Raw genomic sequence first — 26,982 nt, 5'->3', positions numbered from 1 at the left:
AAATTTGAAATTAATGAATAAAAATGACGAAACCCGGCAGGTACTTAACCTGCCAGCAGGTTATTTTGGCATGGTCCTTGGCATTATCGGCATGGGGTTCGCCTGGCGATACGCCAGCACCCTCTGGCCGGTTACGCGCTGGCCGGGTGAGGGGTTGGTTGCCCTTGCGGTGGTATGTTGGTTTTTACTGACGGTGGCGTTTATTACGCGCGCGGTGCGTTTCCCGCGTAGCGTGCTGGCGGAAATGCGACACCCGGTGATGAGCAGCTTTGTCAGCCTTTTTCCGGCCACCACGATGCTGGTTGCCATTGGGTTTGTCCCCTGGTACCGCCCGGTTTCGCTGGTGTTGTTTGCCGTGGGCGTGGTGGTGCAGCTTGCCTATTCCGCCTGGCAAAGCGCCGGGCTATGGCGCGGTAACCATCCTCAGGAGGCGACAACGCCGGGATTATATCTGCCTACGGTGGCAAACAATTTTATCAGCGCGATGGCGTGTGGTGCGCTGGGGTTTAACGATGCAGGGTTAGTCTTCCTCGGCGCAGGCGTCTTTTCCTGGCTCAGCCTGGAACCGGTTATTCTCCAGCGCCTTCGCAGCGCGGGTGAACTGCCCACCGCACTGCGTACGTCGCTGGGTATTCAACTGGCCCCGGCGCTGGTGGCCTGTAGCGCCTGGATTAGCGTCAACGGCGGGGAAGCCGATACCTTTGCCAAAATGCTGTTCGGTTATGGCCTGTTGCAACTGCTGTTTATGTTGCGTCTGTTGCCGTGGTACATGTCTCAGCCGTTTAACGCATCGTTCTGGAGCTTCTCGTTTGGCGTGTCGGCTCTGGCAACCACCGGTCTGCATCTGGGGCACAGCAGCGCGTCAGGCTTTTTCCACGCCATTGCTGTGCCGCTCTTTATCTTCACTAACTTCATCATTGGGATGCTGTTGGTTCGTACATTCATCCTGCTGATACAGGGCAAACTTCTGGTGCGCACTGAGAAAGCACGGCTTATGCAATCTGAGGAACAATAATGGCTGTCGACGAAAACTACTTCACCGAGAAATATGGACTCACCCGTACCCATTCAGAGGTGCTGTACAGCGCAGAGATCGTTAAGCCCGGTAAAACGCTCGATCTCGGCTGCGGCAATGGCCGCAACAGCCTCTACCTGGCCGCTAACGGTTACGATGTGACGGCGTGGGATAAAAACCCCATGAGCATCGATAACATCGAACGCATTAAAGCGGCGGAAGGGATAGCAAACCTACAGACGGCGATCAAAGACCTGAACAGCCTGAGCTTTGACGGGCAATACGATTTCATTCTCTCCACCGTGGTGCTGATGTTCCTTGAAGCGAAAACCATCCCTGGTTTGATCGCCAATATGCAGCGCTGCACGAAACCGGGCGGTTACAACCTGATTGTGGCCGCCATGGATACTGCGGATTATCCTTGTACCGTCGGCTTCCCGTTTGCATTCAAAACCGGCGAACTGAGCCACTATTACGAAGGCTGGGATCTGCTTAAGTACAACGAAGATCCCGGCGAACTGCATCGCACCGACGAGAACGGCAACCGCATCAAATTGCGCTTCGCGACCCTGCTGGCGCGTAAACCCGTTTAACGGGCGGCCAGCAGACAGAGCTGTAGAGCAGTGTGGTAAGAGGCCTCGAACGACGACAGCGGCAGAAACTCAAACCGTGAGTGGAAATTGTGCGCGCCGGTGAAGAAGTTCGGGGTTAACAACCCTTTGGCTGAAAGCGCCGCGCCGTCTGTTCCGCCGCGCATCGGGGTGGGTTTGGGGGTAATCCCAAGGGATTCCATTGCCGCAAACATCAGGTCAATGGCCCGGCGATCTTCCCCAATCGCATTGCTGATATTGCTGTAGGTATCCTCAATCTGGTACTCCACCTTTGCGGTGGGGTGTCGGGCGGCAATCAGCGCCGCGACGTCGGCAATCTGCTGCTTACGGGCGGCAAAGCTTGCCTGATCGAAGTCGCGGATATTTGCTCTCAGTACGGCCTCGTTTTGCCCGGCCTGAATGCCGTTAAACCAGATATAGCCCTCACGCCCCTCGGTGCACTCCGGGGTTTGCTGTCGGTCAAAATGGTTAATGAAATCCGTCGCCATCAGCAGCGGGTTCACCAGCACGCCTTTGGCAGACATGGGGTGCGCGGTGACGCCGGTAAAACGGATTTCTGCCGCCGCCGCGTTAAAGTTTTCATAGACAATTTCACCCAGCTCGCAGCAGTCAATCGTCCAGGCAAAATCAACGTCGAAGCGCTTCAGATCCAGCGCTTTTGCCCCCCTCAGGCCAATCTCCTCATCCGGCACAAACGCAACCACGATATCCCCATGCTGATGCGCCGACGTCAGGTTTTCCAGCAGGGTCATCACCACAGTCACGGCGGCTTTATTATCTGCGCCTAATACGCTGGTTCCATCGCTGAAAATAATCTCTTCGCCGGGATAGGCCAGAATTTCCGGGTGCTCGTTGACGCGAAGCCAGATCTCTTTCTCTTTATTCAGACAGAGGTCTTCACCAGTGAAGGTTAATATTTGTGGATGAATATCCGGTGATAAACCCACGTCAACGGTATCAATATGGGTAATAAATCCAATCCGCGGCGCGCCGGGCACATTGCCTTTTTTTACCGCGGTGACCGTGGCAAATTCGTCGATGACAATGTCGTCTAAGCCCAGCTGTGTCAGCTCTTTCGCCAGTTCCCGCGCCATCTCATGCTGGCCCGGAGTGGAAGGGAGAGTGCTGACTTTTGCATCGCTCTGGCTGGTGATGGCGAGATAACGGAAAAAGCGTTGCGTTAATTGTCTGGAAAGCGGCGAGCCCATAGTGTTTTCTTCCTTATTTATTTTTCGGGTGTTTGCTCCCTCACTTTAATGTTATTTATGAAATGGCAAAAGAATTAATTAGCCGTCGAATTAAAAGACAGGAATAAATGATGAAAAGCAAACTCACAACGTTAACCCTGGCACTCGCCGCGCTCACGGTCAGTTCCACCGTAGCCGCGAAAACGCTGGTGTATTGCTCCGAAGGGTCTCCGGAAAATTTTAATCCTCAGTTATATACCTCGGGTACCAGCGTGGACGCCAGCGCGGTGCCGGTCTATAACCGGCTGGTCGATTTCAAACCCGGCACCACGGAGCTGGTGCCGAGCCTCGCGGAGCGCTGGGAGGTGAGCGAAGACGGCAAGGTCTATACCTTCCATCTGCGCAAAGGGGTGAAATTCCAGAGCAATAAGTCCTTTACGCCAACGCGCGACTTTAATGCCGATGATGTGATTTTCTCGTTTATGCGCCAGAAGGATGCGAATCACCCTTACCATAACGTCTCTAACGGCAGCTATTCCAACTTTGAAAGTCTGGAGTTTGGCAGTTTAATCACCGCGATTGATAAAGTGGATGAGCATACCGTGCGATTTACCCTGGCGCACCCGGAAGCGCCATTTGTCGCCGATCTGGCGTGGTATTTTGCCTCCATTCTTTCGGCGGAATATGCCGACGCGATGCTCAAGGCGGGCACGCCGGAGAAGGTGGACATGGAGCCCATCGGCACCGGCCCCTTTAAGCTGGCGCAATATCAGAAAGACTCCCGCATCCTGTTCACCGCCTTCCCGGACTACTGGCAGGGGAAATCGAAGCTGGATCGGCTGGTGTTTACCATTACGCCGGATGCGTCGGTCCGTTTTGCCAAAATCGAGAAAAACGAATGTCAGGTGATGCCGTTCCCGAACCCGGCCGATCTGCCGCGAATGAAGGCGAACAAGGATATCAATCTCATGAGCAAGGCGGGGCTGAATAACGGTTTCCTGGCGTTCAATACCCTGAAGCCTCCGCTGGATAATGTGAAAGTGCGCCAGGCCCTGGCGATGGCCATCAACAAACCAGCCATTATTGACGCCGTGTTCCACGGCACTGGCACGGCGGCGAAGAACCTGCTGCCGCCGGGGGTATGGGGGGCCGACAGCGAGCTGAAGGATTACGAATACGATCCCGAAAAAGCCAAAGCGCTGTTAAAAGAGGCCGGTTTTGCCAACGGTATCAGCATCGATTTATGGGCGATGCCGGTGCAGCGCCCCTATAACCCGAATGCGAAACGCATGGCGGAGATGATTCAGGCGGACTGGGCGAAGGTGGGTGTGCAGACCAAAATCGTCACCTACGAATGGGGCGAGTACCTGAAGCGGGTGAAGGGCGGCGAGCATCAGGCCGCGTTGATGGGCTGGACTACGGCGACCGGCGATCCGGACAATTTCTTTGGTCCGCTCTTTACCTGCACCTCGGCGAACGGCGGTTCAAACTCGGCCAAATGGTGCTACAAGCCGTTTGATGACATCATCGCCGAGGCAAAATCGATAACCGATCATGACAAACGCGTGGCGCTGTATAAGCAGGCTCAGCAGATGATGCACGATCAGATGCCCGCGGTGATGATCGCCCATTCCACGATTTTTGAACCGGTTCGTAAGGAAGTCACGGGATACGAAATCGACCCGTTTGGCAAACATATCTTCTGGCAGGTTGATATAAAACCATGATTTTTCACTGCCCGTCGCATGGCGGGCAGACTTTTCGCAAATTGTGCTCCCGGCATCATTTTTTGTCACAACAAACCCGCCTGACTTTTGCTATAACTTCAAATGCATACTTGCAGATAACATGGAAAATCATCATGCGTACTCACACTTTTTTTAAAGTTGCAGTGCTTTCTGGTCTGTTGGCGCTGGCGGGGTGTTCATCCAAGGTCGCCGCGCCTGAACAATACTCCGGCTTTTTGAAAGATTACTCAGGCTTGCAGCAAACGACATCCGCAACGGGTAAACCAACCCTGCGTTGGGTCGATCCTTCTTATAACGAAGCAAATTACGACAGTATCATCTGGACGCCGATTACCTATTATCCGGCACCTAAACCGACCACCCAGATTGGTCAACGTACGCTTGATGAGCTGTTAAATTACACCAATAACAAAATGAAAACCGCGATTGGCCAACGCAAGCCAATTGTGACGACGCCGGGCAAACACAGCCTGATTTTCCGCGGGGCGATCACTGGGGTGAGCTCGCAGAAAGAAGGTCTGCAGTTCTATGAAGTGGTGCCTGTTGCGCTGGTGGTGGCAGGTACGCAGATGGCAACCGGCCATCGCACCATGGATACCCATCTCTATTTCGAGGGTGAGTTGATTGATGCGGCGACGAACAAACCGGTAATCAAGGTTGTTCGTAAAGGTGAAGGTAAAGAGCTGAACAACGAAAATTCACCAATGACCTTCGCGACGCTGAAGCAGGTTGTTGATGACATGGCGACGGACGCCACCATGTTTGATGTGCATAAAACAGCGAAATAATCATATACGGCCTGCAAGCGCAGGCCGTTTTTTTATGCCGTACGCAGGCGTCTGAACCAGGTTTCCGGTCTGGTAAACATCACCATATTCCCGCCCAGAATCAGCAGTAACCCGATAATGCCGTTAATGTGCCAGACGTAGCCTTCATACACGGTGGAGATGGACAGCGCCACCAGCGGGAAGAGCAGGGTACTGTAGGCCGCTTTGCCCGGACCAATGCGTCCGACCAGGTTGAAGTAGGCACCAAAGGCAATCACCGAACCAAACAGGGCCAGATAGACCAGCGCCCCCATGTAGCTCATCGTCCATTGCGGCGCGAAGCTGTCGCCTCTGAACAGCGCGATGCAGCCCATCACCAGCGTGCCGTAGAGCATCGCCCACGCGTTGGTGGTCATCGTCTCTAGCCCTCTGCGCTGATGCCGCATGCTGATTATGTTGCCCAGCGAGAAGCCGTAGGTGCCGAGTGCGGAAAGGCCAATGCCCGTCAGCAGCGATACGCTCCAGCCGCTGGCCAGCAGATCGTCCCAGAAGAGGGTGATGATCCCCACCAGACCCAGGGCGGCCGCTGTCCAGAAACGCGCGGGTGGACGCTGTCCGAAGAAAATAAAACTGTTGATGGCGTTATAGAGCACCGCCATGGAAAATATCACCGACTCCAGGCCAGTGTTAATATGCGCCGCTGCCGTGTAAAAGCACCAGAAGTTGAAGCAAAACACGCAGCATCCTTGCAGCACGCAGAACAGATGATCCCGCAGCGCCAGTTTACGCAGGCGACCAAGCGCCATTAGCACCACCATCATCGTGGCGCTGGCCAGCGCAAAACGCCAGAAAATGGACACCGGGGCCGCCACAGGACCCTGCTGCAGGAAAATTGCAATCCAGGTGGTTCCCCAGATAACCACCACCAGTCCGTATAACAATGCGTTCATGTTGTCTCTCTTCTCAAACCACGGAAACCCACAGTATGGCGACGAGGGCGTTGACAGGCTTTCACCGTCCTGCGACGGACTTGCAAAATCTTGCGCTTTTTTCTGTTCCGGGGTCTGGCAACGTGAAGCAACAATTCTTAGACTGACATTCTGATTCACAGACGCGCTAACGGTTATGTCACACGCTTACGATACCTTTGAAACGCTACGCCAACAGAACGCCGTGCTGCGGGAAACCGTTGCGCTCAATTCCGGTATCCAGCTGGCGGCGTGGTACAACAAGCGCGACACGATCACCGTAAAAAGCAATCATCACACCCTGAGCCTGTACGTGGCGGACGGTTATGAGAGCTATCAAAAAACGCCGGGCGGCTGGAAAAACGGCGGCGGGCCGGATCGTTTTTGTCTGATGCCGAAAGAGAGTGAATCGACGTGGGATATTCGCGATGACCTGTCGTTTGTCCACCTCTACTGCACCGATGACCATCTGCGCGATGTGGGTGAAAAAATCTGGGACAAACGCCCGCTGTCGTTGACGCTGGATGAAAAAATCTTTGGCAGCGATGCAAAAATCACTGCGCTCTATCGTCAGTTTTTGCTCGGCTGTGACTGGCAGCAAAAAGCCAACCAGCTGACGCTCAGCACGGCCTCGACGCTGCTGCTGACCCATCTGCTGCAGAACTATTCGAATGTGCAGTGGAAGCTGCCGGTGGTCACCGGCGGGCTATCGCCGTTTGTACTGCGCAACGTGCTGGCCTTTATCGAAGAGAACCTTGCTCAACCGCTCACGCTGGCTGAACTGGCGGCGCAGGCCGCGCTCAGTGAGTACCATTTTGCCCGCATGTTCCGCCAGTCGACGGGGCTGGCACCGCACCAGTACGTGATGCAGCGCCGCATGGAGAAAGCCAAAACGCTGGTGCAGCATACGGCGACGCCGCTGACGGATATTGCACTCGCCTGTGGATTCAACTCCGCCAGCCACTTCAGCAACCGCTTTCGCAGCGTGATGGGGATGACGCCTTCACAGCTACGCGCGGCGAAGACGTGATAAAACGGCGAAGCACACGCCTCCCAGCACCAGCCCCCAGAATGCAGAGCCAATCCCGAGCAGCGCCACGCCGCTGGCGGTCATCAGAAACGTGACAATCGCCGCGTCACGCTCCGTTTCGTTATGCAATGCCTGATACAAACTCCCGCTGATGGTGCCCAGCAGCGCCAGGCCTGCCAGCGTCTGGATCCAGCTCGGCGGCAGGGCCGCCATCAGCCCGGTGAGGGATCCACCGAATACGCCCGCCAGCAGGTAAAAACCGCCTGCCGCCATCGCTGCCAGCCAGCGTTTACTGGCATCCGGATGCGCATCCGGGCTCTGGCAAATGGCTGCGGTAATGGCTGCAATGCAGATGGAGTAGACGCCGAAGGGCGAAAGCAGCAGCGCCAGCCCGCCGGTCGCGATCATCAGCGGAGATACCGCCAGCGGATAGCCCGATGCTTTCATCGTGGCGACACCGGGTGCATTTTGCGACGCCATGGTCACGAGGAAAAAGGGCAAGCCGATACTGACCAGGCTGGTGAGGCTAAACGCCGGTGCAATAAACTGTGGCATGACGAGGGAAAGGGTGAGTCGATTTGTGACAACGTCACCGCCCGCCCAGGCCACCACGCTCCCTGTTATCAGAGTCGCCACAATGGCGTAGCGTGGCGCCAGCGCTTTGGCGACCAGCCATGCCGCAATCATGCTGCCGCACAGCAGAAAATGGCCGTCGAGGTGACTGAACGTCTGCAGGCCAAAGCGCAGCAATACGCCTGCCAGCATCGCGGCGGCAAGCGAATGGGGAATGAGTTTCATCAGGCGTGCGAAGAGGCCGGTCAGGCCGCACAGTAAGATCAGCCCATTGGCGAAAATGAAAATGCCGATGGTTTCTGCAAGCGTTATCCCGTGCAGACTGGTAGCCAGTAGCGCCGCGCCGGGGGTTGACCAGGCGGTGAGCACCGGAGCTTTATACCACCATGACAGGGCGAGCGTACTGATCCCCATGCCGAACCCCAGTGCGGTCATCCAGCCGGCGATCTGCTGTGCGCTGGCACCTGCCGCGGCAGCAGCCTGCCAGATGATGGCGGCCGAGCTGGCATAACCGACCAGGACGGCAACAAATCCGGCAAGAATGGCGGGAAAAAGAGGGGCTGACTGGCGCATAATATCTCCGTTGTGCGTTATAACGTCCGCAATAAGGTAGCACTGTGCGTTATAGCGTACAAGTGATATGCTTACCCCCTCGGGAGGAAACATGGAAATCACACAACATCTTGCTACAACACTCAAGACGCAGCGCCAGGCGCGCGGCTGGAGCCTGTCAAAGCTGGCAGAAGAGACGGGGGTGTCAAAAGCCATGCTGGGACAGATCGAGCGTAATGAATCCAGCCCAACGGTGTCGACGCTGTGGAAAATTGCCACGGGGCTAAACGTCCCGTTCTCGGCGTTTATCACGCCGGAGGCAGACCGGCAGGCGGTGTTCGACCCGCAGCAGCAGGCGATGGTGGTGAAACCGCTGTTCCCGTGGGATGAGACGCTGAAGTTCGATCATTTCTCCATCATCCTGGCGCCCGGCGCACTGAGTGAATCCACGCCGCATGAGGCGGGGGTGATTGAACACGTGGTGGTGATAAGCGGTGAACTGGAGATGAAAATTGACGGCGAATGGCGAACCCTTTACCCCGATCAGGGCGTGCGTTTTGCCGGGGATAAACCGCATGCCTACCGCAACAGCAGCAGCCGACCGGTGCATTTTCACTCCCTGATTCATTATCCCCGCTAAAGGCTCGCAAAACTGTTTCGCTGATGCATACTTCTGACTACAATAGCCGCCATTTTGACCATAACGGATAACGACGAAGTATGCGCCTGCAATCCCATCATCTTGAACTATTAAGCCCGGCCCGCGATGCCGCCATCGCCCGTGAAGCGATCCTTCATGGGGCTGATGCCGTCTACATTGGCGGTCCTGGCTTCGGTGCCCGCCATAACGCCAGCAACAGCCTGAGCGATATTGCCGAGCTGGTGCCGTTCGCCCACCGTTTTGGGGCGAAAGTGTTCGTGACCCTGAACACCATTCTGCATGATGATGAACTGGAGCCTGCGCAACGTCTGATCACCGATCTCTACCAGACCGGCGTGGATGCCCTGATTGTTCAGGACATGGGCGTACTGGAGCTGGATATTCCGCCAATTGAACTGCACGCCAGTACCCAGTGCGATATTCGCACCGTGGAGAAGGCGAAGTTTCTCTCCGATGCGGGCTTTTCCCAGATCGTGCTGGCGCGCGAGCTGAACCTGAATCAAATCCGCGATATTCACCAGGCGACGGATTCCACCATTGAGTTCTTTATCCACGGTGCGCTGTGCGTGGCGTATTCCGGGCAGTGCAATATCTCCCACGCGCAGACTGGCCGCAGCGCCAACCGCGGTGACTGCTCTCAGGCCTGCCGTCTGCCGTATACCCTGAAAGACGATCAGGGCCGCGTGGTCGCGTTCGAAAAACACCTGCTGTCCATGAAGGACAACGATCAAACCGCCAACCTGGGCGCGCTGATTGATGCCGGTGTGCGTTCCTTCAAGATTGAAGGGCGCTACAAAGACATGAGCTACGTGAAGAACATTACCGCCCATTATCGTCAGATGCTGGACGCCATTATTGAAGATCGCGGTGACCTGGCGCGCGCGTCTGCCGGTCGCACCGAGCATTTCTTTATTCCGTCGACGGATAAAACCTTCCACCGCGGCAGCACGGACTACTTCGTCAATGCCCGTAAAGGCGATATTGGCGCGTTTGATTCACCGAAGTTTATCGGTTTACCGGTGGGTGAAGTGCTGAAGGTCGCCAAAGATTATCTCGACGTGTCGGTGACCGAACCGCTGGCGAACGGGGATGGTCTGAACGTGATGATCAAACGTGAAGTCGTGGGCTTCCGTGCTAATACGGTGGAAAAGACTGGTGAAAACCGCTATCGCGTCTGGCCAAACGAGATGCCTGCCGATCTCTATAAAGCACGTCCTAACGCTGCGCTGAACCGTAACCTTGACCACAACTGGCAGCAGGCGCTGCTGAAAACCTCCAGCGAGCGTCGCATTGCGGTGGATATCGAGTTAGGTGGCTGGGAAGAGCAGCTGATCCTGACCATGACCTGTGAAGACGGCATCAGCGTCACGCATACCCTCGACGGTCTGTTTGAGGTGGCGAACAATGCAGAAAAAGCCCTCAACAGCCTGAAGGATGGCGTGGCGAAGCTGGGACAGACCATTTACTATGCGCGCAACATTGCGGTAAATCTGCCGGATGCGCTGTTCGTGCCAAATAGCCTGCTGAACCAGTTCCGCCGGGAAACGGCAGAGATGCTGGATGACGCGCGACTGGCGAATTATCCGCGCGGCAGCCGTAAGGCGGAAACCGTGCCAGCGCCCGTTTACCCCGAGTCGCATTTATCGTTCCTGGCGAACGTGTATAACCATAAAGCGCGCGAGTTTTATCATCGCCACGGCGTGCAGTTAATTGATGCTGCCTATGAGGCGCACGAAGAGAAGGGTGATGTGCCGGTGATGATCACCAAACATTGTCTGCGTTTTGCCTTTAATCTTTGCCCGAAACAGGCGAAAGGCAATATTAAGAGCTGGAAAGCTACGCCAATGCAGCTGGTGAATGGCGACGAGGTGCTGACCCTCAAATTTGATTGTCGTCCGTGTGAAATGCACGTTATTGGCAAAATGAAAAACCATATTTTCAAAATGCCGCCACCGGGCAGTATTGTTGCCTCCGTGAGCCCCGACGAACTGATGAAAACCCTGCCGAAACGTAAGGGTAATTAATTAACGAAAGTGAGTACCCGGTTTGCGCGATTTTTGCCACAGGTGATGTTCGCGCAAACCCTCCGCTGATTCCTCCGCTGCGCTGCGTAATTCATCACTGTCTGCCTCGTGCCGGAGTTGATGATCGACATTCTTAACCCACAAATATTCATGGCCTTTGTGTCCCGCCATCAGCTGGCCGGAAAACAGGGCGCAGAACAGCATCATAAGCGTTAACCCCTTTTTGAACATGGACTTCCCCTTCGATAAAAATGCCACGCTAGCATGAACGTAGTTTCGTAGGGTTATTATTGGCATTTTCAAATTAGCGCAAAGAATATGTCATGTTGCGCGAACAGGATATATTTTGCGCGTAGTGAGATTTTTCCTAAAAAAGAATTATCTTTGTCATACCCTAAAATTTGGTATCAAAATATGGCAGAGGTTTAAGGATTAATCTTATATAATAAGATTTCTCTGACAAAGGAATGGATCTGATTCAATGAAAAAAGTCATGTCAATAGCGCTTCTGGTGGTTGCCGTTGGGGCTGTTGTAGGTATGAACGTTAACTGGAGTGGCGAACCGGATTATATTCAGTCAGCGGAAGCTCGGGTCGGTTCTTATTTAACCAGCGACTACGGACGCGTGGCGTGTAATAGCAAGCAAATTGATGACGAGCGTTGGGAATTAGGGTGTACCAATCCGTCGAAAAGTAAAACATTTCAGTTTGCTGTTTTCTCAGCAGATAAAGCACCGTATGGCGTCTCGCGTCCATTCTATCTGGAAGCGATTAACGATGATGCAAAACAGAGCGCGGAACAGGGCCTGATGCGCTACCTGCAAATTAATACCAAAGCGGGTTAATGGCTCTGTTTAGCTTTTGTTGAGTTCAGGCATGTTAGGTTGTTATTGATCCGCTGCCCGGCATGGAGTGTCGGGACGTAGACATGAAAATACAAATCTATCCATGCAAGCATTTACCGCCAGATTATGGCGGTTTTTTTTTGCCTGCGAACCGGCCATCAGCGTGGTGGGCGGGCAAACTGTTTACGGTACTGGGCAGGGGAAAGCGCGAACTGCTGGCGGAAATGGTGACGCAGGGTCGCTGCCTGTCCAAATCCGGTTTGTTCAGCAATGCTGTCGATGCTGAGACGGCTGCTCTCAAGATAATCTTTCGCCCGTAACAGTCGTTCATTAAGCAGCCAGCGCGCAGGCGTGGTGCCTGTGGCAGCCTGAAAGCGGCGCAGAAAGGTGCGCTGGCTCATGCCGACGCGACGCGCCAGCGAATCCACGCTGTGAGAAACGCTCAGGTGGTTGTGCAGGAAGTCGAACAACTGTCCCAGACGCTGGCTCTCCCGCAGCTGTGCCACCGGGCGACTCAGCTGCTGCGGCTGGGAGCCATCCCGGTGGGGAGGGATCACCAGACGGCGCGCGACGCTGTTGGCGGTTTCCATACCGTAATCCCGTCGCACCACGTGCAAACAGAGATCGATGCCTGCCGCGCTTCCTGCAGAGGTCAGAATATCGCCTTCATCCTGATACAACACATCCTCGACCACGCCGATCGCCGGATAACGGGCTTTCAGCGCCTCAATATAGCGCCAGTGGGTGGTGGCTTTACGCCCGTTCAGCAGACCCGACGCGGCCAGAACAAACACCCCGGAACAGATAGAAAGCAGCTGGCAACCGCGCGCATTGGCCCGGCGTAAGGCCTCGGAGAGCGCCGCGGGAACAGGCGCATCCATCCCTCGCCAGCCCGGCACAACGATCAGGTCTGCCGATTCCAGCAGATCAAGCCCCCCGTCGGTCAGGATGCGGATCCCACCGGTTGCCTGAAGCTCACCGTCATCAATGCCCGCCACCGCAAAACGATACCATTCGTCGCCCAGCTCGGGACGTGGCAAACCGAAGATTTCCACCGCCACGCCAAATTCAAAGGTACACAAACCGTCATAGGCCAGTACCACCACCAGCGGGCGGGAAACCTGTCTTAAGTTTGTCATCTTTTTGCTGTTTTCTGGCATAAGCGGACGCATTCACGTGATCAATTTCTGGATAGACTAGTGTTAACACAAACGCCAAAGATGAGGAAGGATCATGAGTTATGTTACTGAATTTCCGGCTGCCGAGCCGCAGGAAGCCGTTACCCATTTTCTGCGTCGCCTGAGCGTCGAAACAGACTGTGCCGATGTGCACCATGCGCTGACGAATAACGAGCAGGACTTTGTGTTGCTGCATGTTGTCGGGAAACCTGAGCAGTTTGCCCGTCGTCATGTGCCCGGCGCGATACATATGCCCTGGAGCCAGATTACTGAGGCGCGCATGGCGCAGTGGCCGGCCGATACGCTGTTTGTGGTGTACTGCGCGGGGCCGCACTGTAACGGCGCGGACAGAGCCGCACTGAAGCTGGCGCGTCTCGGACTGCCGGTGAAAATCATGATTGGCGGCATCACCGGCTGGGAGGACGAACAGTACGCGTTCGCCAGTAGCGAAACCGCTGCCGCGTTGTGAACATGAATAAATTTCAACTGTCGTGAAATTTTCTCGTTTGCCGGGATACAGCAGGTATGTCATCTTTTTTGGACATTTAGACATCCAGAAGTCTAAAACTTCAAGAGATGAATTATCACTGTTGGCAATTATCGCCGGCAGACAGAGGAGATTTCCATGCAGCGACAGCACGCCCCATACCGCGCCGATGTAGTCGGCAGTTTTTTACGCCCGGATGCCATCAAACTGGCTCGCCAGCAGTTTGCCCGCGGTGAGATTGATGCCGGGCAGCTTCGCGCGGTGGAAGATGACGCGATCCGCCAGGTGGTCGAACAGCAGTGCGCCTGCGGCCTGCACGTGGTCACAGACGGTGAGTTCCGTCGCGCCTGGTGGCACTTCGATTTCTTCGATGGTCTGCAGGGGGTTGAGCGTTACGATTCACAGCAGGGCATTCAGTTCAACGGCGTGCAGACCAAAGCGCACGGCGTGCGCGTCACCGGCAAGCTGGGCTTTGGCGATCATCCGATGCTTGAAGATTTCCGCTACCTGAAAAGCATCAGCGGCAACGCGCAGCCAAAAATGACCATTCCCAGCCCGAGCGTGCTGCACTTCCGTGGCGGTCGCAAAGACATTGATGCGACGGTCTATCCGGATCTGAATGACTATTTTGACGATCTGGCCACCACCTGGCGCGACGCCATCCGGGCATTTTATGATGCAGGCTGTCGCTATCTGCAGCTGGATGATACCGTCTGGGCCTACCTCTGTTCAGATGACCAGCGTCGTCAGATCCGCGAGCGCGGGGAAGATGCCGATGAGCTGGCGCGTACCTATGCCCGCGTGCTGAACAAGGCGCTGGAAGGAAAACCAGACGATTTGACCATCGGTCTGCATGTCTGTCGCGGTAACTTCCGCTCCACCTGGATTTCCGAAGGCGGCTATGAGCCGGTGGCCCAGGTGCTGTTCGGCACGGTGAACGTCGATGCCTTCTTCCTGGAGTACGACAATGACCGTAGCGGTGATTTCGCACCGCTGCGCTTTGTCCGCCCGGGCAAGCAGCAGGTGGTACTTGGGCTGATCACCACCAAAAATGGCGAGCTGGAAAACCCTGAAGGGGTGAAGGCGCGCCTGGAGGAGGCGGCCAGATACGTGGCAAAAGAGCAGATCTGCCTCAGCCCGCAGTGCGGTTTTGCCTCCACCGAAGAGGGCAACACCCTGAGTGAAGCCCAGCAGTGGGACAAAGTGCGTCTGGTCACACAGATCGCCAGCGAAGTCTGGTAATCCCGTCGTCACAGCGCTGCATTATAAAAGTGCAGCGCTGTACCATTCTGAGTCGTTCTCTTTACATCCCGCGTTACACATCCTGCAATAGCACGTTATTCATCCTGGCATCCTTTTTGCTCCTGTTTCGCTGAGACATTTTTCCGCGTCCATGCCGTAACGGACGTCTTCGCACAGCGTTCTTTTTCAGGAGTGAAAATATGCACCGTCGTACATTATTAAAAGCCTTCGCGTTGTCTGCGTCAGTCGTTGCTATGGGGATGAGTTTTGGCGCACAGGCGGCCGATACCATCAAAGTGGGGATTATGCATTCGCTCTCCGGCACGATGGCGATCTCAGAAACGCCGCTGAAAGATGTCGCCCTGATGACGATTGACGAGATCAACGCCAAAGGCGGGGTGCTGGGTAAAAAACTGGAGCCAGTGGTGGTTGACCCGGCCTCTAACTGGCCGCTGTTTGCTGAAAAAGCGCGTCAGCTGCTGAGCCAGGATAAAGTGGCCGTGGTGTTTGGCTGCTGGACCTCGGTGTCACGTAAATCCGTACTGCCGGTGTTTGAGGAACTGAACGGTCTGCTGTTCTATCCGGTGCAATACGAAGGCGAAGAGATGTCGCCGAACGTCTTCTATACCGGTGCGGCGCCAAACCAGCAGGCCATTCCGGCGGTGGAGTACCTGATGAGCGAAGACGGCGGTAGCGCTAAACGCTTCTTCCTGTTGGGCACGGATTACGTCTACCCGCGAACCACCAACAAGATCCTGCGCGCCTTCCTGCACTCCAAAGGCGTGGAAGACAAAGATATCGAAGAGGTCTACACCCCGTTCGGACACAGTGACTACCAGACCATCGTCGCCAACATCAAGAAATTCTCCGCAGGCGGTAAAACCGCGGTGGTCTCCACCATCAACGGGGACTCCAACGTCCCGTTCTACAAAGAACTGGCTAACCAGGGGCTGAAAGCAACCGATGTCCCGGTGGTGGCGTTCTCCGTTGGCGAAGAGGAGCTGCGCGGGATTGACACCAAACCGCTGGTCGGCAACCTGGCCGCGTGGAACTACTTCGAGTCCGTCGATAACCCGACCAACCAGGCCTTCGTGGCGGACTATAAAGCCTATGCCAAAGCCCATAAGCTGCCTAACGCCGATACCGTAGTCACCAACGACCCGATGGAAGCCACCTATGTTGGGATCCACATGTGGGCGCAGGCGGTAGAGAAAGCAGGCACCACCGACGTGGATAAAGTGCGCGCGGCCATGGCCGGACAGTCCTTTAAGGCACCCTCCGGCTTTACGCTCACCATGGATGCCACCAACCATCACCTGCATAAGCCGGTCATGATCGGTGAAATCGAAGGTAACGGTCAGTTTAACGTGGTCTGGCAGACGGAAGAGCCGGTACGCGCCCAGCCGTGGAGCCCGTTCATCGCCGGGAATGATAAAAAGCCCGATCAGCCGATGAAGACCGCCAGCAACTAAGCCATTACTGCAGGGAGAAAAGTCATGAACGCCATGCGCATGATGATCGCTATTGTATGGCTTACCGGACTGCTGCCAGGGATGGCGCAGGCATCGGATGCCGATCAATTTGTTGCCGCCAGCCGCAGCCAGCAGGCGGATATGCTGACCCGCTGGGCTCTCGCGCCGGATGCCGCAAGACTGCCGTTACTGCAGGCGCTGCAAAACGAAAATCTGTTTGCCGACAGCCAGAAACATGCCTTTGCGCGACGCAATGGCGAGATGGTGGCGCTGGGAGATTCCCCTGCTGCAGAAGGGCAAACCAAAGCCGTACGCCTGACCAACCGTCTGCGGGTGCTGGCCGCCACGGCCAACGCTACGCATCAGCTTATCAGTGACAACGTCACGCAGCGGCGTGCCGCCGCGCGCCAGTTACAGCGGGATGCGCAGCCGGAAATGATCGGCCTCCTGCAAACGCGGGTAAGCAGTGAAACGGACGATGTGGCGCGCCAGTCGCTGCTGCTGGCGCTGGCTAATCTCCAGCTCGCCAGCCCACAGGCTGACGTGCGTCTTCAGGCTATTGAACGGCTCGGGCAATCTGACGACCCGGACGTGCCATCCCGACTCATGCCATATACCCAGACGCAAACCGAACCGGATGCCCGCGTACGTGCCGCCGCCGGGGAGAGCCTGAGCCAAATCCAGCACCGTCTGATGTGGGGCGATCTCCTCGGGCAGGCTTTTATGGGGCTGTCGCTGGGCTCGGTCCTGCTGCTGGCGGCGCTGGGACTGGCAATTACCTATGGGCTGCTGGGTGTCATCAACATGGCGCACGGCGAGATGCTGATGCTTGGGGCGTACGCCACGTGGATGGTTCAGCAGATCATGGCCAGCGTCACGCCTCAGTGGCTGGCGCTGTATCCGGTCGTCGCGCTGCCTGTCGCCTTCTGCCTGACCGCAGGCATCGGGATGTTCCTTGAACGCACGGTGATCCGCCATCTCTACGGTCGTCCGCTGGAGACATTACTCGCCACCTGGGGTATCAGCCTGATGCTGATTCAGCTGGTACGCATGACGTTTGGCGCACAAAACCTGGAGGTGGCAAACCCGGCCTGGCTGTCAGGCGGGGTGCAGGTGTTTGCCAACCTGACGCTACCGTGGAACCGCATTGTGGTATTGGGCTTTGTGCTAATGGTGCTGTTCTTCACCTGGCTGGTCCTGAATAAAACCCGTCTCGGCCTGAACGTGCGTGCGGTAACGCAAAACCGCAGCATGGCGGCCTGTTGCGGGGTGCCGACCGGACGTGTCGATATGCTGGCGTTTGGTCTGGGCTCCGGCATCGCCGGTTTAGGCGGCGTGGCGCTCTCCCAACTGGGCAATGTCGGGCCGGAACTGGGCCAGGGTTACATTATTGACTCCTTCCTGGTGGTGGTTCTCGGTGGCGTCGGACAGCTGGCGGGGAGCGTGGCGGCGGCGTTTGGCCTTGGGATCTTCAACAAAATTCTTGAGCCGCAGATGGGGGCCGTGCTGGGCAAAATCGTCATTCTGGTGGCCATCATTCTGTTTATTCAGAAACGTCCGCAGGGATTGTTTGCGCTGAAAGGGAGGGTCACTGACTGATGAGCCAGCCACTTACCTTAAAACTGGCGCGAAAAGCGCCACGCACAACGCAGATTGCAGGCAGCCTGCTGGTGGCGTGTTTGCTGATATTGCCGTTCTTTGCGATGTTGCCCGCCACCCATCCGCTGGCGCTGTCGACCTGGATGCTGACGCTGCTCGGCAAAATCCTGTGCTACGCCATCGTTGCGGTGGCGCTCGATCTGGTATGGGGATATGCCGGTATGCTCTCGCTGGGCCACGGGATCTTCTTCGCCTTGGGCGGATATGCCATGGGGATGTACCTGATGCGCGAGGCCGCGGGCGATGGGCTGCCCGCATTTATGTCGTTTCTCTCCTGGAGCGAACTGCCGTGGTTCTGGTGGGGAACCCAGCACTTTGCCTGGGCGCTGGTACTGATTGTGATGGTGCCGGGGCTGCTGGCGCTGGTGTTTGGCTGGTTTGCCTTTCGCTCAAAAATCAAAGGCGTTTATTTCTCGATCATGACGCAGGCGCTGACCTACGCGGGAATGTTGCTCTTCTTTCGCAACGAAACCGGTTTTGGTGGCAATAACGGTTTTACCGGTTTTACCACGTTGCTGGGGTTCTCCATCACCGCGACCACGACACGTATCGCGCTGTTTCTGGCGACCGTCATGTTGCTGCTCCTCACGCTTGGCATCGGCTTTGCCCTCGCCAGAAGCAAGTTTGGCCGTATTCTGACTGCCGTGCGCGACGCTGAAAACCGCCTGACGTTTTGCGGCTACGATCCGAAGGGATTTAAGCTGCTGGTATGGACGCTTTCCGCCATGCTGTGTGGCCTGGCGGGAGCGCTCTATGTGCCGCAGGTCGGGATTATTAACCCCGGTGAAATGTCGCCGACCAACTCCATTGAGGCCGCCATCTGGGTGGCGCTGGGCGGCCGCGGCACGCTGGTTGGCCCGGTCATTGGCGCGGCGCTGGTGAACGGCGCGAAGAGTTTCTTCACCGTCGCAATGCCGGAATACTGGCAGCTGTTTCTCGGGCTGATTTTTATCGCGGTTACGCTGTTTTTACCGCGCGGCGTCTACGGCCTGTTTCGTAAGGGAGAGAAATAATGCAGCCAGCCGAAGGATTATTCACTCGCCAGTTGCCCGGGGATCGCTATCGCGAGCAGACGGACCCGGTGCTGCAGCTGGATAAGATCAACGTCAACTTCGATGGGTTTCAGGCGCTGACGGATCTCACGCTGAACATCGGCGTGGGCGAGTTGCGCTGCGTGATTGGCCCAAACGGCGCGGGAAAAACAACGCTGATGGACGTGATCACCGGCAAAACGCGGCCAAAAAGCGGTAAAGCCGTTTATGACCAGTCGGTAGATCTGACCCAGCTTGAGCCAGCCGCCATTGCGCGCCAGGGGATTGGCCGCAAGTTTCAGAAACCGACGGTATTTGAGGCGCTGACGGTATGGGAAAACCTTGAGATCGCCATGAAAACCGACAAGTCCGTCTGGGCAAGCCTGCGGGCCAAACTCAACGGCGAACAGCGCGATCGTATTGATGAGATGCTGGTCCTGCTGCGGCTCGCCGGTGAACGCGACCGCCGCGCGGGGCTGCTTTCGCACGGGCAAAAACAGTTCCTCGAGATCGGAATGCTGCTGGTCCAGGATCCGCATCTGCTGTTGCTGGACGAACCCGCAGCCGGGATGACGGACGCGGAGACCGAGTACACCGCCGAGCTTTTCCGGACCCTGGCAGGCAAACACTCATTGATGGTGGTTGAGCATGACATGGGGTTTGTTGAAACCATTGCCGATCGCGTGACCGTACTGCATCAGGGACAGGTGCTGGCAGAAGGCTCGCTGCGCGAGGTACAGGCCAACGAGCAGGTGATTGAAGTCTATCTGGGACGCTAAGGAGCCTTGATGTTACAGGTTAACGAACTGAATCAATATTACGGTGGAAGTCATATTCTGCGCGGCGTGAGCTTTGAGGCCATCACCGGCGAAGTGACCTGCCTGCTGGGGCGCAATGGCGTGGGTAAAACCACGCTGCTGAAGTGTCTGATGGGGCTGATCCCGGCGAAAACGGGTGAGGTTATCTGGCAGGGGAAAAAGATCACCCACAGCAAGCCGCACCAGCGGGTGCAGTCTGGCGTGGCGTATGTACCGCAGGGACGTGAGATTTTCCCGCGCTTAACCGTGGAAGAGAATCTGCTCATGGGGCTCTCGCGCTTCTCAGCCCGGGAAGCAAAACATGTCCCGGAGGAAATCTGGCAGCTTTTCCCGGTATTAAAAGAGATGAAGCATCGACGCGGAGGCGATCTCTCTGGCGGACAACAGCAGCAGCTGGCGATAGGTCGCGCCCTGGCGAGCCGTCCGCAGCTGCTGATCCTTGATGAACCTACCGAAGGCATTCAGCCCTCGGTAATCAAAGAGATTGGCCACGTGATCCGCCAGCTTGCAGACCGGGGGGACATGGCGATCCTGCTTGTGGAGCAGTTTTATGACTTTGCGGCAGCGCTGGCAGACAGCTATCTGCTCATGTCTCGCGGCACCATTATCCAGCGAGGACGGGGAGAAAACATGGAGCAGGAGGGCGTTCGCGGACAGGTTGCGATCTGAAATGTTATAATATAACATCCTCATTCTTATAAAAACGGAGTGAGGATACTGTTGTGGCTGCACATATTGGAAAATTTGCGATGACTCTGGGGGCGCTGCTGGTCAGCGGCCAGCTGTTTGCCCACTCACACGGTCACCAGATGACCGAAGCGGAGCAAAAGGCGGCAAACGGCGTGTTTGCGGACAAAGACGTTAAGGACCGGAAACTGTCCGACTGGGACGGCACCTGGCAGTCCGTTTATCCCTTCCTGCTGGATGGTTCGCTGGATCCGGTTTTCAGAAAGAAGGCACAGAAGGACAATAAAACGTTCGACGAGATCAAAGCCTATTACCGCACGGGGTACGCCACCGATGTGGAGGCTATCGGCATCGAAAATAACGTCATGGAATTCCATAAAGGTAAAGAGGTCAGCCGCTGTCAGTATGATTACAGCGGCTACAAAATTCTGACCTACGCGTCAGGCAAAAAAGGTGTTCGCTATCTGTTTGAGTGTAAGGACGCGGGCAGCAAGGCACCGAAGTTTGTTCAGTTCAGCGACCACACCATTGCGCCAAAAGCCTCATCCCACTTCCACATCTTTATGGGCAATACCTCCCACGAGGCACTGCTGAAAGAGATGGATAACTGGCCGACCTATTATCCAAACGAGATGTACAAAGAGCAGGTGGTGGAGGAGATGCTGCACCACTAGGCTGTTGCTGTTGCCGGGTGGCGGCTACGCCTTACCCGGCCTGCGATCAGGGTTTTGTAGGTCGGGTAAGCGCAGCGCTACCCGACACGCAATCTTCACGCTTCATGCTCATTCCACGCAGGATCATCAGCCAGGCAATGACGATAGCCGCCATCATAATCATAAACAGCGACCAGTGCGGCAAATGGGTCAGGATGATGCCGGTGATCATCGGGTTGGCCGCCGCGCCGAGCCAGCCCAGCGCCTGAGCGGAGAAGTAGCTTGCTTTCATACCTGGCGGGGCGATGTTGTCGATCAACATATATTCACCCGGCGCATAAATAATCTCACCCAGCGTAAAGATGGCGGCGGCGATACCCCAGTAAATCAGGTTTTCTCCGGAGATCATAAAGCCACCCAACCCCACGATAAAAAACAGGGTGGCGGCTGTCATCAACGGGCGAATATTGCTGGCAGAGATTTTGCGTCCGAGTGCGTACTGCAGCGTCACCACCACTGCGGCATTGACGGGCAGAACCACGGCGACCACCTTTTCGGCGAAATCACTGTCTGCATGTGCAGCCAGAACATACTGCGAAATACAGCTCGCGAACGACCCGCCGACGTATGACGCGAGCAGGCCAGAGAGCGTATACCAGAACAGCGCGCGGTCTTTCAGCAAAACCGACGGCTGCCACGTTGTCTTCTGCTCCGCGATATCTAACGCAATGCTTTTTTGCACAAAGAAGTGGATAAACCCCAGCGGCGGAGCGGCACAGAACGCGGCCAGCCAGAACGGCAGCTGCAGGCTGTACATCACCAGAAACGTGCCAAGAGGCGGCCCGATCGTCCAGCCGATGTTCAAAAAACTGTAGTTCAGCGAAAAAACGCGGGCTTTTTCACTGGAGGTCAGCACGTCGGAGAACCAGGCTTTCAGCACTGTCGAGAACACAGAATAGGCACAGTTGATTAACGAAAAGAACAGCACCACCAGCGTGACGTTATTGACCAGCGGGATCGCCACAAAACCGGCGATAAACGCCACAATCGCGATCAGCATGTAGCGCTTTTTATCGAACTTATCGGCCAGAATGCCAAACCCCAGGCTGAATACCACGCCGATGGTCAAGGCAATGGTCAGGGCATAACCAATATTCTCGACGCTCATGTTAAACACGCGCGTGAGATAAATAGTCATAAACGGCAGCGTAGCGCCACGACCGATGGTTAATAACAATGACGATGCCAGCAGCGCTGCGGTTGAGCGCCTGAGAGATGGTTTCATATTCCTGCCCGACAAATGCTTATACTTTTTTATAGTGTGTCCTAAAAGGAGTATCACGACATAAGAAGCTTGTATAGCGCCCAATTTATCCGTAAGTGCTTCAACTGCCTGCCAGAATTAATGATCTTCTCGCGACGCACTTTTTTCTGTTACCTTGAAGTGTTAACAAATTATTAATAAATCAGGGGCAGGGTATGACGCGTAAAGACGGATTGCTGGCACTGCTGGTGGTCATCGTATGGGGACTTAATTTTGTGGTCATCAAAGTGGGATTGCATAACATGCCCCCGCTGATGTTGGCCGGTTTGCGCTTTATGCTGGTCGCCTTCCCGTCACTGTTTTTTGTTGCCCGCCCGAAAATCCCGCTAACGCTGCTGCTGGGTTATGGCCTGACCATCAGCTTTGGCCAGTTTGCGTTTCTGTTCTGCGCCATTAAGTTTGGTATGCCTGCCGGTCTTGCCTCGCTGGTGCTGCAGGCGCAGGCGTTCTTCACCATCATTCTTGGTGCGTTTGTTTTTGGCGAGCGTTTACAGGGCAAACAGCTGGCGGGGATCACTCTGGCCGTGTTTGGCGTGCTGGTGCTGATTGAGGCCAGCCTGAATGGTCAACACGTGGCGTTGCTGGGCTTTATGCTGACGCTGGCAGCGGGGCTGAGCTGGGCCTGCGGCAATATTTTCAACAAGCTGATCATGCAGCATGAAACACGCCCGCAGGTCATGTCGCTGGTGGTCTGGAGCGCGCTGATCCCGATTGTGCCGTTTATGGTGGCCTCGCTGATTTTTGATGGCCCGGCGGTGATGCTGACGAGTCTGGTTGAAATCGATCTCACCACTATTCTTTCACTGGTCTACCTGGCGTTTGTCGCCACCATTATCGGGTACGGGATCTGGGGTTCTCTGCTGGGGCGCTACGAAACCTGGCGCGTGGCGCCGTTATCGCTGCTGGTGCCGGTTGTCGGGCTGGCGAGCGCTGCAATTTTGCTGGACGAAAAGCTGAGTGCATTACAGCTGCTCGGCGCGGTGCTGATCATGGCCGGGCTGTATATCAACGTGTTTGGCTTACGCGTGCGTCGGGCGGCGCGAGTGCGGAATTAGGGCAGAAAAAAGCCCCGCATCGGCGGGGCAAAACGAATCAGAAGCCGTGCTGATTATAATAAGGCACGCCTAATTCGTCGGATTTGTCGCTACCAGGCCCCATGTGGTTGAAATCATAAGGGGACTGGCTATGTGCTGACGGCAAAATCATCGTGTCATGATTATTTTGCTGCGTTGCACGAGGGGGTTGCTCCGCGAAGGTCTGGCTGGAAAAGAGCACCAGCAAGGCGAGGGCGGCGGAGGCGGTAACGTTCATGATTTCCTCGGTTACGTCTTTACAGGCGATGATTAACTACAATGTTTTAGCGGATAAAGATATCGGGATTCACCCGGCACGCTGGTGATACGATACTTATGAGGCGGCACGTCGAAGTAGTTCTTAAACGTACGCGTCAGGGTCTGTTGCGATTCAAACCCGTATCGCTCCGCCAGATAAAGGATCGGTTCATTGCTTTCTTTCAGTTTTTGGGCAATTTCCGTCAGCTTGCGGCTGCGAATATATTGACCTAATGAATGACCGGTCTCTTTTTTAAACATCCGTTGCAGGTGCCATTTGGAGTAACCTGAACGCTCTGACACTTTTTCAAGGGAGAGCGGCGATTCCAGGTTATCTTCGATCCAGTCCAAAATGCTATGAATAGTGATAGCGTCAGTATTGCGTCTGGACATCGTCATACCTCTTTTTCTGTTTACGGCAGTATTTTCTTAAGCAAAAGCTCAAGCGTTGCCACTTCCTCTGCCGTTAAGTTTTTTGTTAGTTCCTGATGCAGTGTTTGTCCTACTAATTGATGACATTGCTCACACATATCCGCACCGTCGCTGGTGAGTGTCACCAGGACGCCGCGTTTGTCATTCGGGTTAGGGCTTCGTTCTATCCATCCTTTACAGACGAGACGATCCAGCATGCGGGTCAGCGCGCCCAGATCGACAGAGAGCACCTTTTTTAACTCAACCGGGGTGATACACACCTGGCAGCGAATGGAGCACAGCACTTTAAACTGCGTTGCGGTGATATCCAGCGGCGACAGATAGTCATTCAGCAGGCGGTCTTTTTTCTGATTAACCAGATGAATAAGACGACCCAGCGGAACAACGTCGTTGAAGATATCACTGGTGCTTTTCACAATGGTTGCCCTGGCAAGTAGTTTAATCACGGCAGATATTATTGCTCAGGCAAGTATAAGTCAACTGAATGGATCTGCGGATGCCACGAATTGCTAAAACGTTTCATGAACTTTTGTTGAGGTCTTTCAAATCATACAGATAACGCAGGGTTATCGTTCCTTTATGAAAATAATCGTTACGTTGCGTGAATGGCTCAATGTCACACTTTCACCCTATAATTGCGGTGATAAACATGGATAAGGACAACGACGCACTATGTTGGATTTGATAAAAGCAATTGGTCTTGGGCTGGTGGTATTGCTGCCGTTGGCCAACCCCTTAACGACGGTAGCGCTTTTCCTCGGGCTGGCAGGGAATATGAACAGCGCAGAGCGCAATCATCAGTCGATGATGGCCTCAGTGTATGTGTTTGCCATCATGATGGTGGCTTACTACGCCGGTCAGCTGGTGATGAATACCTTCGGGATCTCCATCCCGGGTCTGCGTATCGCCGGGGGGCTGATTGTGGCCTTTATCGGTTTCCGCATGCTGTTTCCGGCGCAAAAAGCGCATGAATCGCCTGAAGCGAAGAGCAAATCCGAAGAGCTGGAGACTGAACCGAGTGCGAATATCGCCTTTGTACCGCTAGCCATGCCGAGCACGGCAGGGCCAGGGACCATTGCGATGATTATCAGTTCTGCCTCAACGGTACGTGACGGCACTACGTTTCCGGACTGGGTCGTGACCGTAGCGCCACCGCTGATATTTGCACTGATCGGCATTATTGTGTGGGCCTCGTTGCGCAGTTCCGGTGCAATTATGCGCTGGGTCGGCAAAGGCGGTATCGAGGCGATTTCCCGTCTGATGGGGTTCTTGCTGGTATGTATGGGCGTGCAGTTTATTATTAACGGCGTGCTGGAGATTATTAAGACTTACCACTGAGGTCATTGCCGGGTGGCGGGGCTGACGTTATTACGGGTTTGTAGGCCGGGTAAGCGCAGCGCCACACGGCACAAACAGACGTCACCCGTGCTGCCCCTGTTCCTCCAGCGCCACCGGCCATTTACGGAAGATCAACACCGACCAGATAAGCGCCACCAGGGCCGGAATGGCCCCCAGATAGCCAATCGCCGACATGGATACGTGCAGGATCACCTGATTGCCCACCAGCGCACCCGCGCCAATGCCCAGGTTAAAAATGCCCGAGAACAGCGACATCGCCACGTCTGTGGCATCCGGCGCGAGGGCCAGCACTTTCACCTGCATCCCGAGACCGATAATCATGATCGCCACACCCCAGAACAGGCTGAGGATTGCCAGCTGGCTTTCACTGCCCGCGGCGGGCATCAGCAGCAGCAGACACGCCAGCAGCAAACCGATGGCGCTGCTCACCAGCGCTGAAGCGTGCTGATTGCCAAGCTTGCCGAAAAGAATACTGCCAATAATGCCCGCCCCGCCAAGGAGCAGCAGGAGAAGGGTGGCAAAATTGCCGCTAAAGCCGGCCACCACCTGAACGAACGGCTCGATATAGCTGTAAGCCGTATAGTGGGCGGTGACTACAATAACGGTAAGCAGATAGATGCTCAGTAGCGCCGGGCGACGCATCAACAGCGGCAGGCTTTTCAGCGAGCCGGAATGTTCGCTTGGCAGCTTCGGCAGCAGTTTTACCAGACATACCAGGGTAACCAGCGCTCCCATGCCAATGGCGAAGAACGTGGTACGCCAGCCGAAGTATTGCCCCACGATACGGCCAATCGGCAGGCCCAGCACCATCGCCAGCGCGGTCCCGGTGGCAATCAGGCTCAGCGCCTGGGCGCGTTTCCCCGCCGGTGCCAGCCGGATAGCCAGCGACGCGGTAATCGACCAGAAAACGGCATGCGCAAAGGCGATCCCGACGCGGCTTAACACCAGCACCGTAAAATTCCACGCCAGGAACGACAGCACGTGGCTGGCGATAAACAACGCAAACAGCCCGATCAGTAGCTTACGCCGCTCCATCTGGCTGGTAAGCAGCATAAACGGCAGCGACATCAACGCCACCACCCAGGCGTAAATGGTCAACATAATGCCCACCTGCGCCGTTTCCATCTGGAAACTCTCTGCGATGTCAGACAACAGCCCAACCGGAACAAATTCAGTGGTGTTGAAAATAAACGCGGCAATAGCCAGCGTGACCACGCGTAGCCACGCAACCCTGCGGGAAACTGTGTTCGTTGTCATAGGGATGTCGGAGATTCGTTGCAAAAGAAGAGGAGACGATCTTAAAGCCTTGCACGGCGAAAACTCAACCAT

Annotated in this window: 28 protein-coding genes; 18 read left to right on the top strand and 10 right to left on the bottom strand. The window is 55.6% G+C overall.

The features are described 5' to 3' along the window. Positions 1 to 13 precede the first annotated feature (13 nt). Entirely contained in the window at positions 14 to 1,015 is a 1,002-nt protein-coding gene (tehA, locus tag HX884_RS02085; protein WP_029883797.1) for a dicarboxylate transporter/tellurite-resistance protein TehA, read from the top strand. Further along, complete coding sequence (gene tehB / locus HX884_RS02080) at positions 1,015 to 1,608, top strand: tellurite resistance methyltransferase TehB (protein ID WP_178327580.1); 594 nt, start codon at positions 1,015 to 1,017, stop codon at positions 1,606 to 1,608. The genes tehA and tehB overlap by 1 nt, the downstream gene beginning before the upstream one ends. Here the strand turns inward: tehB and pepT are convergent. Then, the gene (gene pepT / locus HX884_RS02075) at positions 1,605 to 2,834 is read right to left on the bottom strand and encodes a peptidase T (protein ID WP_178327579.1); all 1,230 of its coding nucleotides are present in this window, start codon (positions 2,832 to 2,834) and stop codon (positions 1,605 to 1,607) included. The two genes, tehB and pepT, sit on opposite strands and share 4 nt — an antisense overlap. A 110-nt stretch (positions 2,835 to 2,944) precedes the next feature. Here pepT and HX884_RS02070 point away from each other — a divergent pair, with 110 nt between their 5' ends. Both HX884_RS02070 and HX884_RS02065 read left to right on the top strand, forming a co-directional pair. Further along, a complete protein-coding gene (locus HX884_RS02070; RefSeq protein ID WP_178327578.1) occupies positions 2,945 to 4,540 on the top strand; it encodes an ABC transporter substrate-binding protein in 1,596 nt (531 codons plus the stop codon). A 134-nt stretch (positions 4,541 to 4,674) separates the two neighbouring features. Next, positions 4,675 to 5,349, top strand: a complete 675-nt coding sequence (locus HX884_RS02065; RefSeq protein WP_129251665.1) for a DUF3313 domain-containing protein — start codon at positions 4,675 to 4,677, stop codon at positions 5,347 to 5,349. A gap of 32 nt (positions 5,350 to 5,381) precedes the next feature. Here the strand turns inward: HX884_RS02065 and HX884_RS02060 are convergent, their stop codons facing one another. Continuing rightward, positions 5,382 to 6,278, bottom strand: coding sequence for a DMT family transporter (locus HX884_RS02060; protein WP_178327577.1), 897 nt, complete (start codon positions 6,276 to 6,278; stop codon positions 5,382 to 5,384). 175 nt (positions 6,279 to 6,453) lie between these two features. Here HX884_RS02060 and HX884_RS02055 point away from each other — a divergent pair, with 175 nt between their 5' ends. Further along, complete coding sequence (locus HX884_RS02055; protein WP_047351779.1) at positions 6,454 to 7,326, top strand: helix-turn-helix transcriptional regulator; 873 nt, start codon at positions 6,454 to 6,456, stop codon at positions 7,324 to 7,326. On the opposite strand, the gene HX884_RS02050 is transcribed toward HX884_RS02055, so the two are convergent. Continuing rightward, the gene (locus HX884_RS02050) at positions 7,306 to 8,565 is read right to left on the bottom strand and encodes a benzoate/H(+) symporter BenE family transporter (protein WP_256737076.1); all 1,260 of its coding nucleotides are present in this window, start codon (positions 8,563 to 8,565) and stop codon (positions 7,306 to 7,308) included. The genes HX884_RS02055 and HX884_RS02050 overlap by 21 nt on opposite strands. Here HX884_RS02050 and HX884_RS02045 point away from each other — a divergent pair. Next, entirely contained in the window at positions 8,564 to 9,091 is a 528-nt protein-coding gene (locus tag HX884_RS02045; RefSeq protein ID WP_013096643.1) for a helix-turn-helix domain-containing protein, read from the top strand. The genes HX884_RS02050 and HX884_RS02045 overlap by 2 nt on opposite strands. Before the next feature lie 80 nt (positions 9,092 to 9,171). Continuing rightward, positions 9,172 to 11,136, top strand: coding sequence for a U32 family peptidase (locus HX884_RS02040; RefSeq protein WP_178327575.1), 1,965 nt, complete (start codon positions 9,172 to 9,174; stop codon positions 11,134 to 11,136). Here the strand turns inward: HX884_RS02040 and HX884_RS02035 are convergent, their stop codons facing one another. Next, entirely contained in the window at positions 11,137 to 11,367 is a 231-nt protein-coding gene (locus HX884_RS02035; RefSeq protein WP_047351781.1) for a DUF2554 family protein, read from the bottom strand. A 250-nt stretch (positions 11,368 to 11,617) separates the two neighbouring features. Here HX884_RS02035 and HX884_RS02030 point away from each other — a divergent pair, with 250 nt between their 5' ends. After that, the gene (locus tag HX884_RS02030) at positions 11,618 to 11,980 is read left to right on the top strand and encodes a hypothetical protein (protein ID WP_023619540.1); all 363 of its coding nucleotides are present in this window, start codon (positions 11,618 to 11,620) and stop codon (positions 11,978 to 11,980) included. A gap of 158 nt (positions 11,981 to 12,138) precedes the next feature. Here the strand turns inward: HX884_RS02030 and ftrA are convergent, their stop codons facing one another. Further along, positions 12,139 to 13,140 carry a transcriptional regulator FtrA gene (gene ftrA / locus HX884_RS02025; RefSeq protein WP_038980766.1) on the bottom strand — a complete coding sequence of 334 codons (1,002 nt, stop codon included), beginning with the start codon at positions 13,138 to 13,140 and terminating at the stop codon, positions 12,139 to 12,141. 73 nt (positions 13,141 to 13,213) lie between these two features. Between ftrA and HX884_RS02020 the strand changes: the two genes are divergently transcribed. The 8 genes from HX884_RS02020 (at position 13,214) to zinT (ending at position 21,228) form a co-directional block, all read left to right on the top strand. Beyond that, positions 13,214 to 13,627, top strand: coding sequence for a rhodanese-like domain-containing protein (locus HX884_RS02020; protein WP_013096638.1), 414 nt, complete (start codon positions 13,214 to 13,216; stop codon positions 13,625 to 13,627). A gap of 156 nt (positions 13,628 to 13,783) precedes the next feature. Then, positions 13,784 to 14,887, top strand: coding sequence for a cobalamin-independent methionine synthase II family protein (locus tag HX884_RS02015; protein ID WP_020688608.1), 1,104 nt, complete (start codon positions 13,784 to 13,786; stop codon positions 14,885 to 14,887). Between the two features lie 200 nt (positions 14,888 to 15,087). Continuing rightward, on the top strand, positions 15,088 to 16,359 hold the full coding sequence (urtA, locus tag HX884_RS02010; RefSeq protein WP_013096636.1) for an urea ABC transporter substrate-binding protein: 1,272 nt from the start codon (positions 15,088 to 15,090) through the stop codon (positions 16,357 to 16,359). 24 nt (positions 16,360 to 16,383) lie between these two features. Further along, positions 16,384 to 17,958, top strand: a complete 1,575-nt coding sequence (gene urtB, locus HX884_RS02005; protein ID WP_178327574.1) for an urea ABC transporter permease subunit UrtB — start codon at positions 16,384 to 16,386, stop codon at positions 17,956 to 17,958. Next, complete coding sequence (gene urtC / locus HX884_RS02000; RefSeq protein ID WP_038980651.1) at positions 17,958 to 19,031, top strand: urea ABC transporter permease subunit UrtC; 1,074 nt, start codon at positions 17,958 to 17,960, stop codon at positions 19,029 to 19,031. Before urtB ends, urtC begins: the two co-directional genes overlap by 1 nt. Continuing rightward, positions 19,031 to 19,828: an urea ABC transporter ATP-binding protein UrtD gene (urtD, locus tag HX884_RS01995; protein WP_013096633.1), complete on the top strand. Its 798-nt coding sequence runs from the start codon at positions 19,031 to 19,033 to the stop codon at positions 19,826 to 19,828. The genes urtC and urtD overlap by 1 nt, the downstream gene beginning before the upstream one ends. Before the next feature lie 9 nt (positions 19,829 to 19,837). After that, positions 19,838 to 20,536, top strand: a complete 699-nt coding sequence (urtE, locus tag HX884_RS01990; protein ID WP_020688612.1) for an urea ABC transporter ATP-binding subunit UrtE — start codon at positions 19,838 to 19,840, stop codon at positions 20,534 to 20,536. 53 nt (positions 20,537 to 20,589) lie between these two features. After that, positions 20,590 to 21,228 (top strand): metal-binding protein ZinT, encoded by a 639-nt coding sequence (zinT, locus tag HX884_RS01985; RefSeq protein ID WP_013096631.1) that lies wholly within the window; start codon positions 20,590 to 20,592, stop codon positions 21,226 to 21,228. A gap of 46 nt (positions 21,229 to 21,274) precedes the next feature. Here zinT and ydeE read toward each other — a convergent pair whose 3' ends face one another. After that, positions 21,275 to 22,492, bottom strand: a complete 1,218-nt coding sequence (gene ydeE, locus HX884_RS01980; RefSeq protein WP_178327573.1) for an efflux MFS transporter YdeE — start codon at positions 22,490 to 22,492, stop codon at positions 21,275 to 21,277. Positions 22,493 to 22,686: 194 nt separating this feature from the next. Between ydeE and eamA the strand changes: the two genes are divergently transcribed. Continuing rightward, positions 22,687 to 23,586 carry an O-acetylserine/cysteine exporter gene (gene eamA / locus HX884_RS01975; RefSeq protein WP_178327572.1) on the top strand — a complete coding sequence of 300 codons (900 nt, stop codon included), beginning with the start codon at positions 22,687 to 22,689 and terminating at the stop codon, positions 23,584 to 23,586. Positions 23,587 to 23,623: 37 nt separating this feature from the next. Here the strand turns inward: eamA and marB are convergent, their stop codons facing one another. From marB to marR, 3 genes are read right to left on the bottom strand one after another with little or no spacing between them, the layout of a single operon-like run. Next, positions 23,624 to 23,842, bottom strand: coding sequence for a multiple antibiotic resistance protein MarB (gene marB / locus HX884_RS01970; RefSeq protein WP_178327571.1), 219 nt, complete (start codon positions 23,840 to 23,842; stop codon positions 23,624 to 23,626). A gap of 32 nt (positions 23,843 to 23,874) precedes the next feature. After that, positions 23,875 to 24,255, bottom strand: coding sequence for an MDR efflux pump AcrAB transcriptional activator MarA (gene marA / locus HX884_RS01965; RefSeq protein ID WP_008502237.1), 381 nt, complete (start codon positions 24,253 to 24,255; stop codon positions 23,875 to 23,877). A 20-nt stretch (positions 24,256 to 24,275) separates the two neighbouring features. Beyond that, the gene (gene marR, locus HX884_RS01960; protein ID WP_013096627.1) at positions 24,276 to 24,710 is read right to left on the bottom strand and encodes a multiple antibiotic resistance transcriptional regulator MarR; all 435 of its coding nucleotides are present in this window, start codon (positions 24,708 to 24,710) and stop codon (positions 24,276 to 24,278) included. 256 nt (positions 24,711 to 24,966) lie between these two features. On the opposite strand from marR, the gene HX884_RS01955 reads away from it, so the two are divergent. Beyond that, positions 24,967 to 25,632 carry a MarC family NAAT transporter gene (locus tag HX884_RS01955; RefSeq protein WP_013096626.1) on the top strand — a complete coding sequence of 222 codons (666 nt, stop codon included), beginning with the start codon at positions 24,967 to 24,969 and terminating at the stop codon, positions 25,630 to 25,632. An 81-nt stretch (positions 25,633 to 25,713) separates the two neighbouring features. Here the strand turns inward: HX884_RS01955 and HX884_RS01950 are convergent, their stop codons facing one another. Next, positions 25,714 to 26,910 (bottom strand): sugar transporter, encoded by a 1,197-nt coding sequence (locus HX884_RS01950; protein ID WP_029883786.1) that lies wholly within the window; start codon positions 26,908 to 26,910, stop codon positions 25,714 to 25,716. Between the last annotated feature and the right edge of the window lie 72 nt (positions 26,911 to 26,982).

The organism is Enterobacter sp. SECR19-1250, assembly GCF_013391025.1.
GTDB classification, from domain to species: domain Bacteria; phylum Pseudomonadota; class Gammaproteobacteria; order Enterobacterales; family Enterobacteriaceae; genus Enterobacter; species Enterobacter cloacae.
This window is presented reverse-complemented; position numbering and strand designations above follow the sequence as displayed.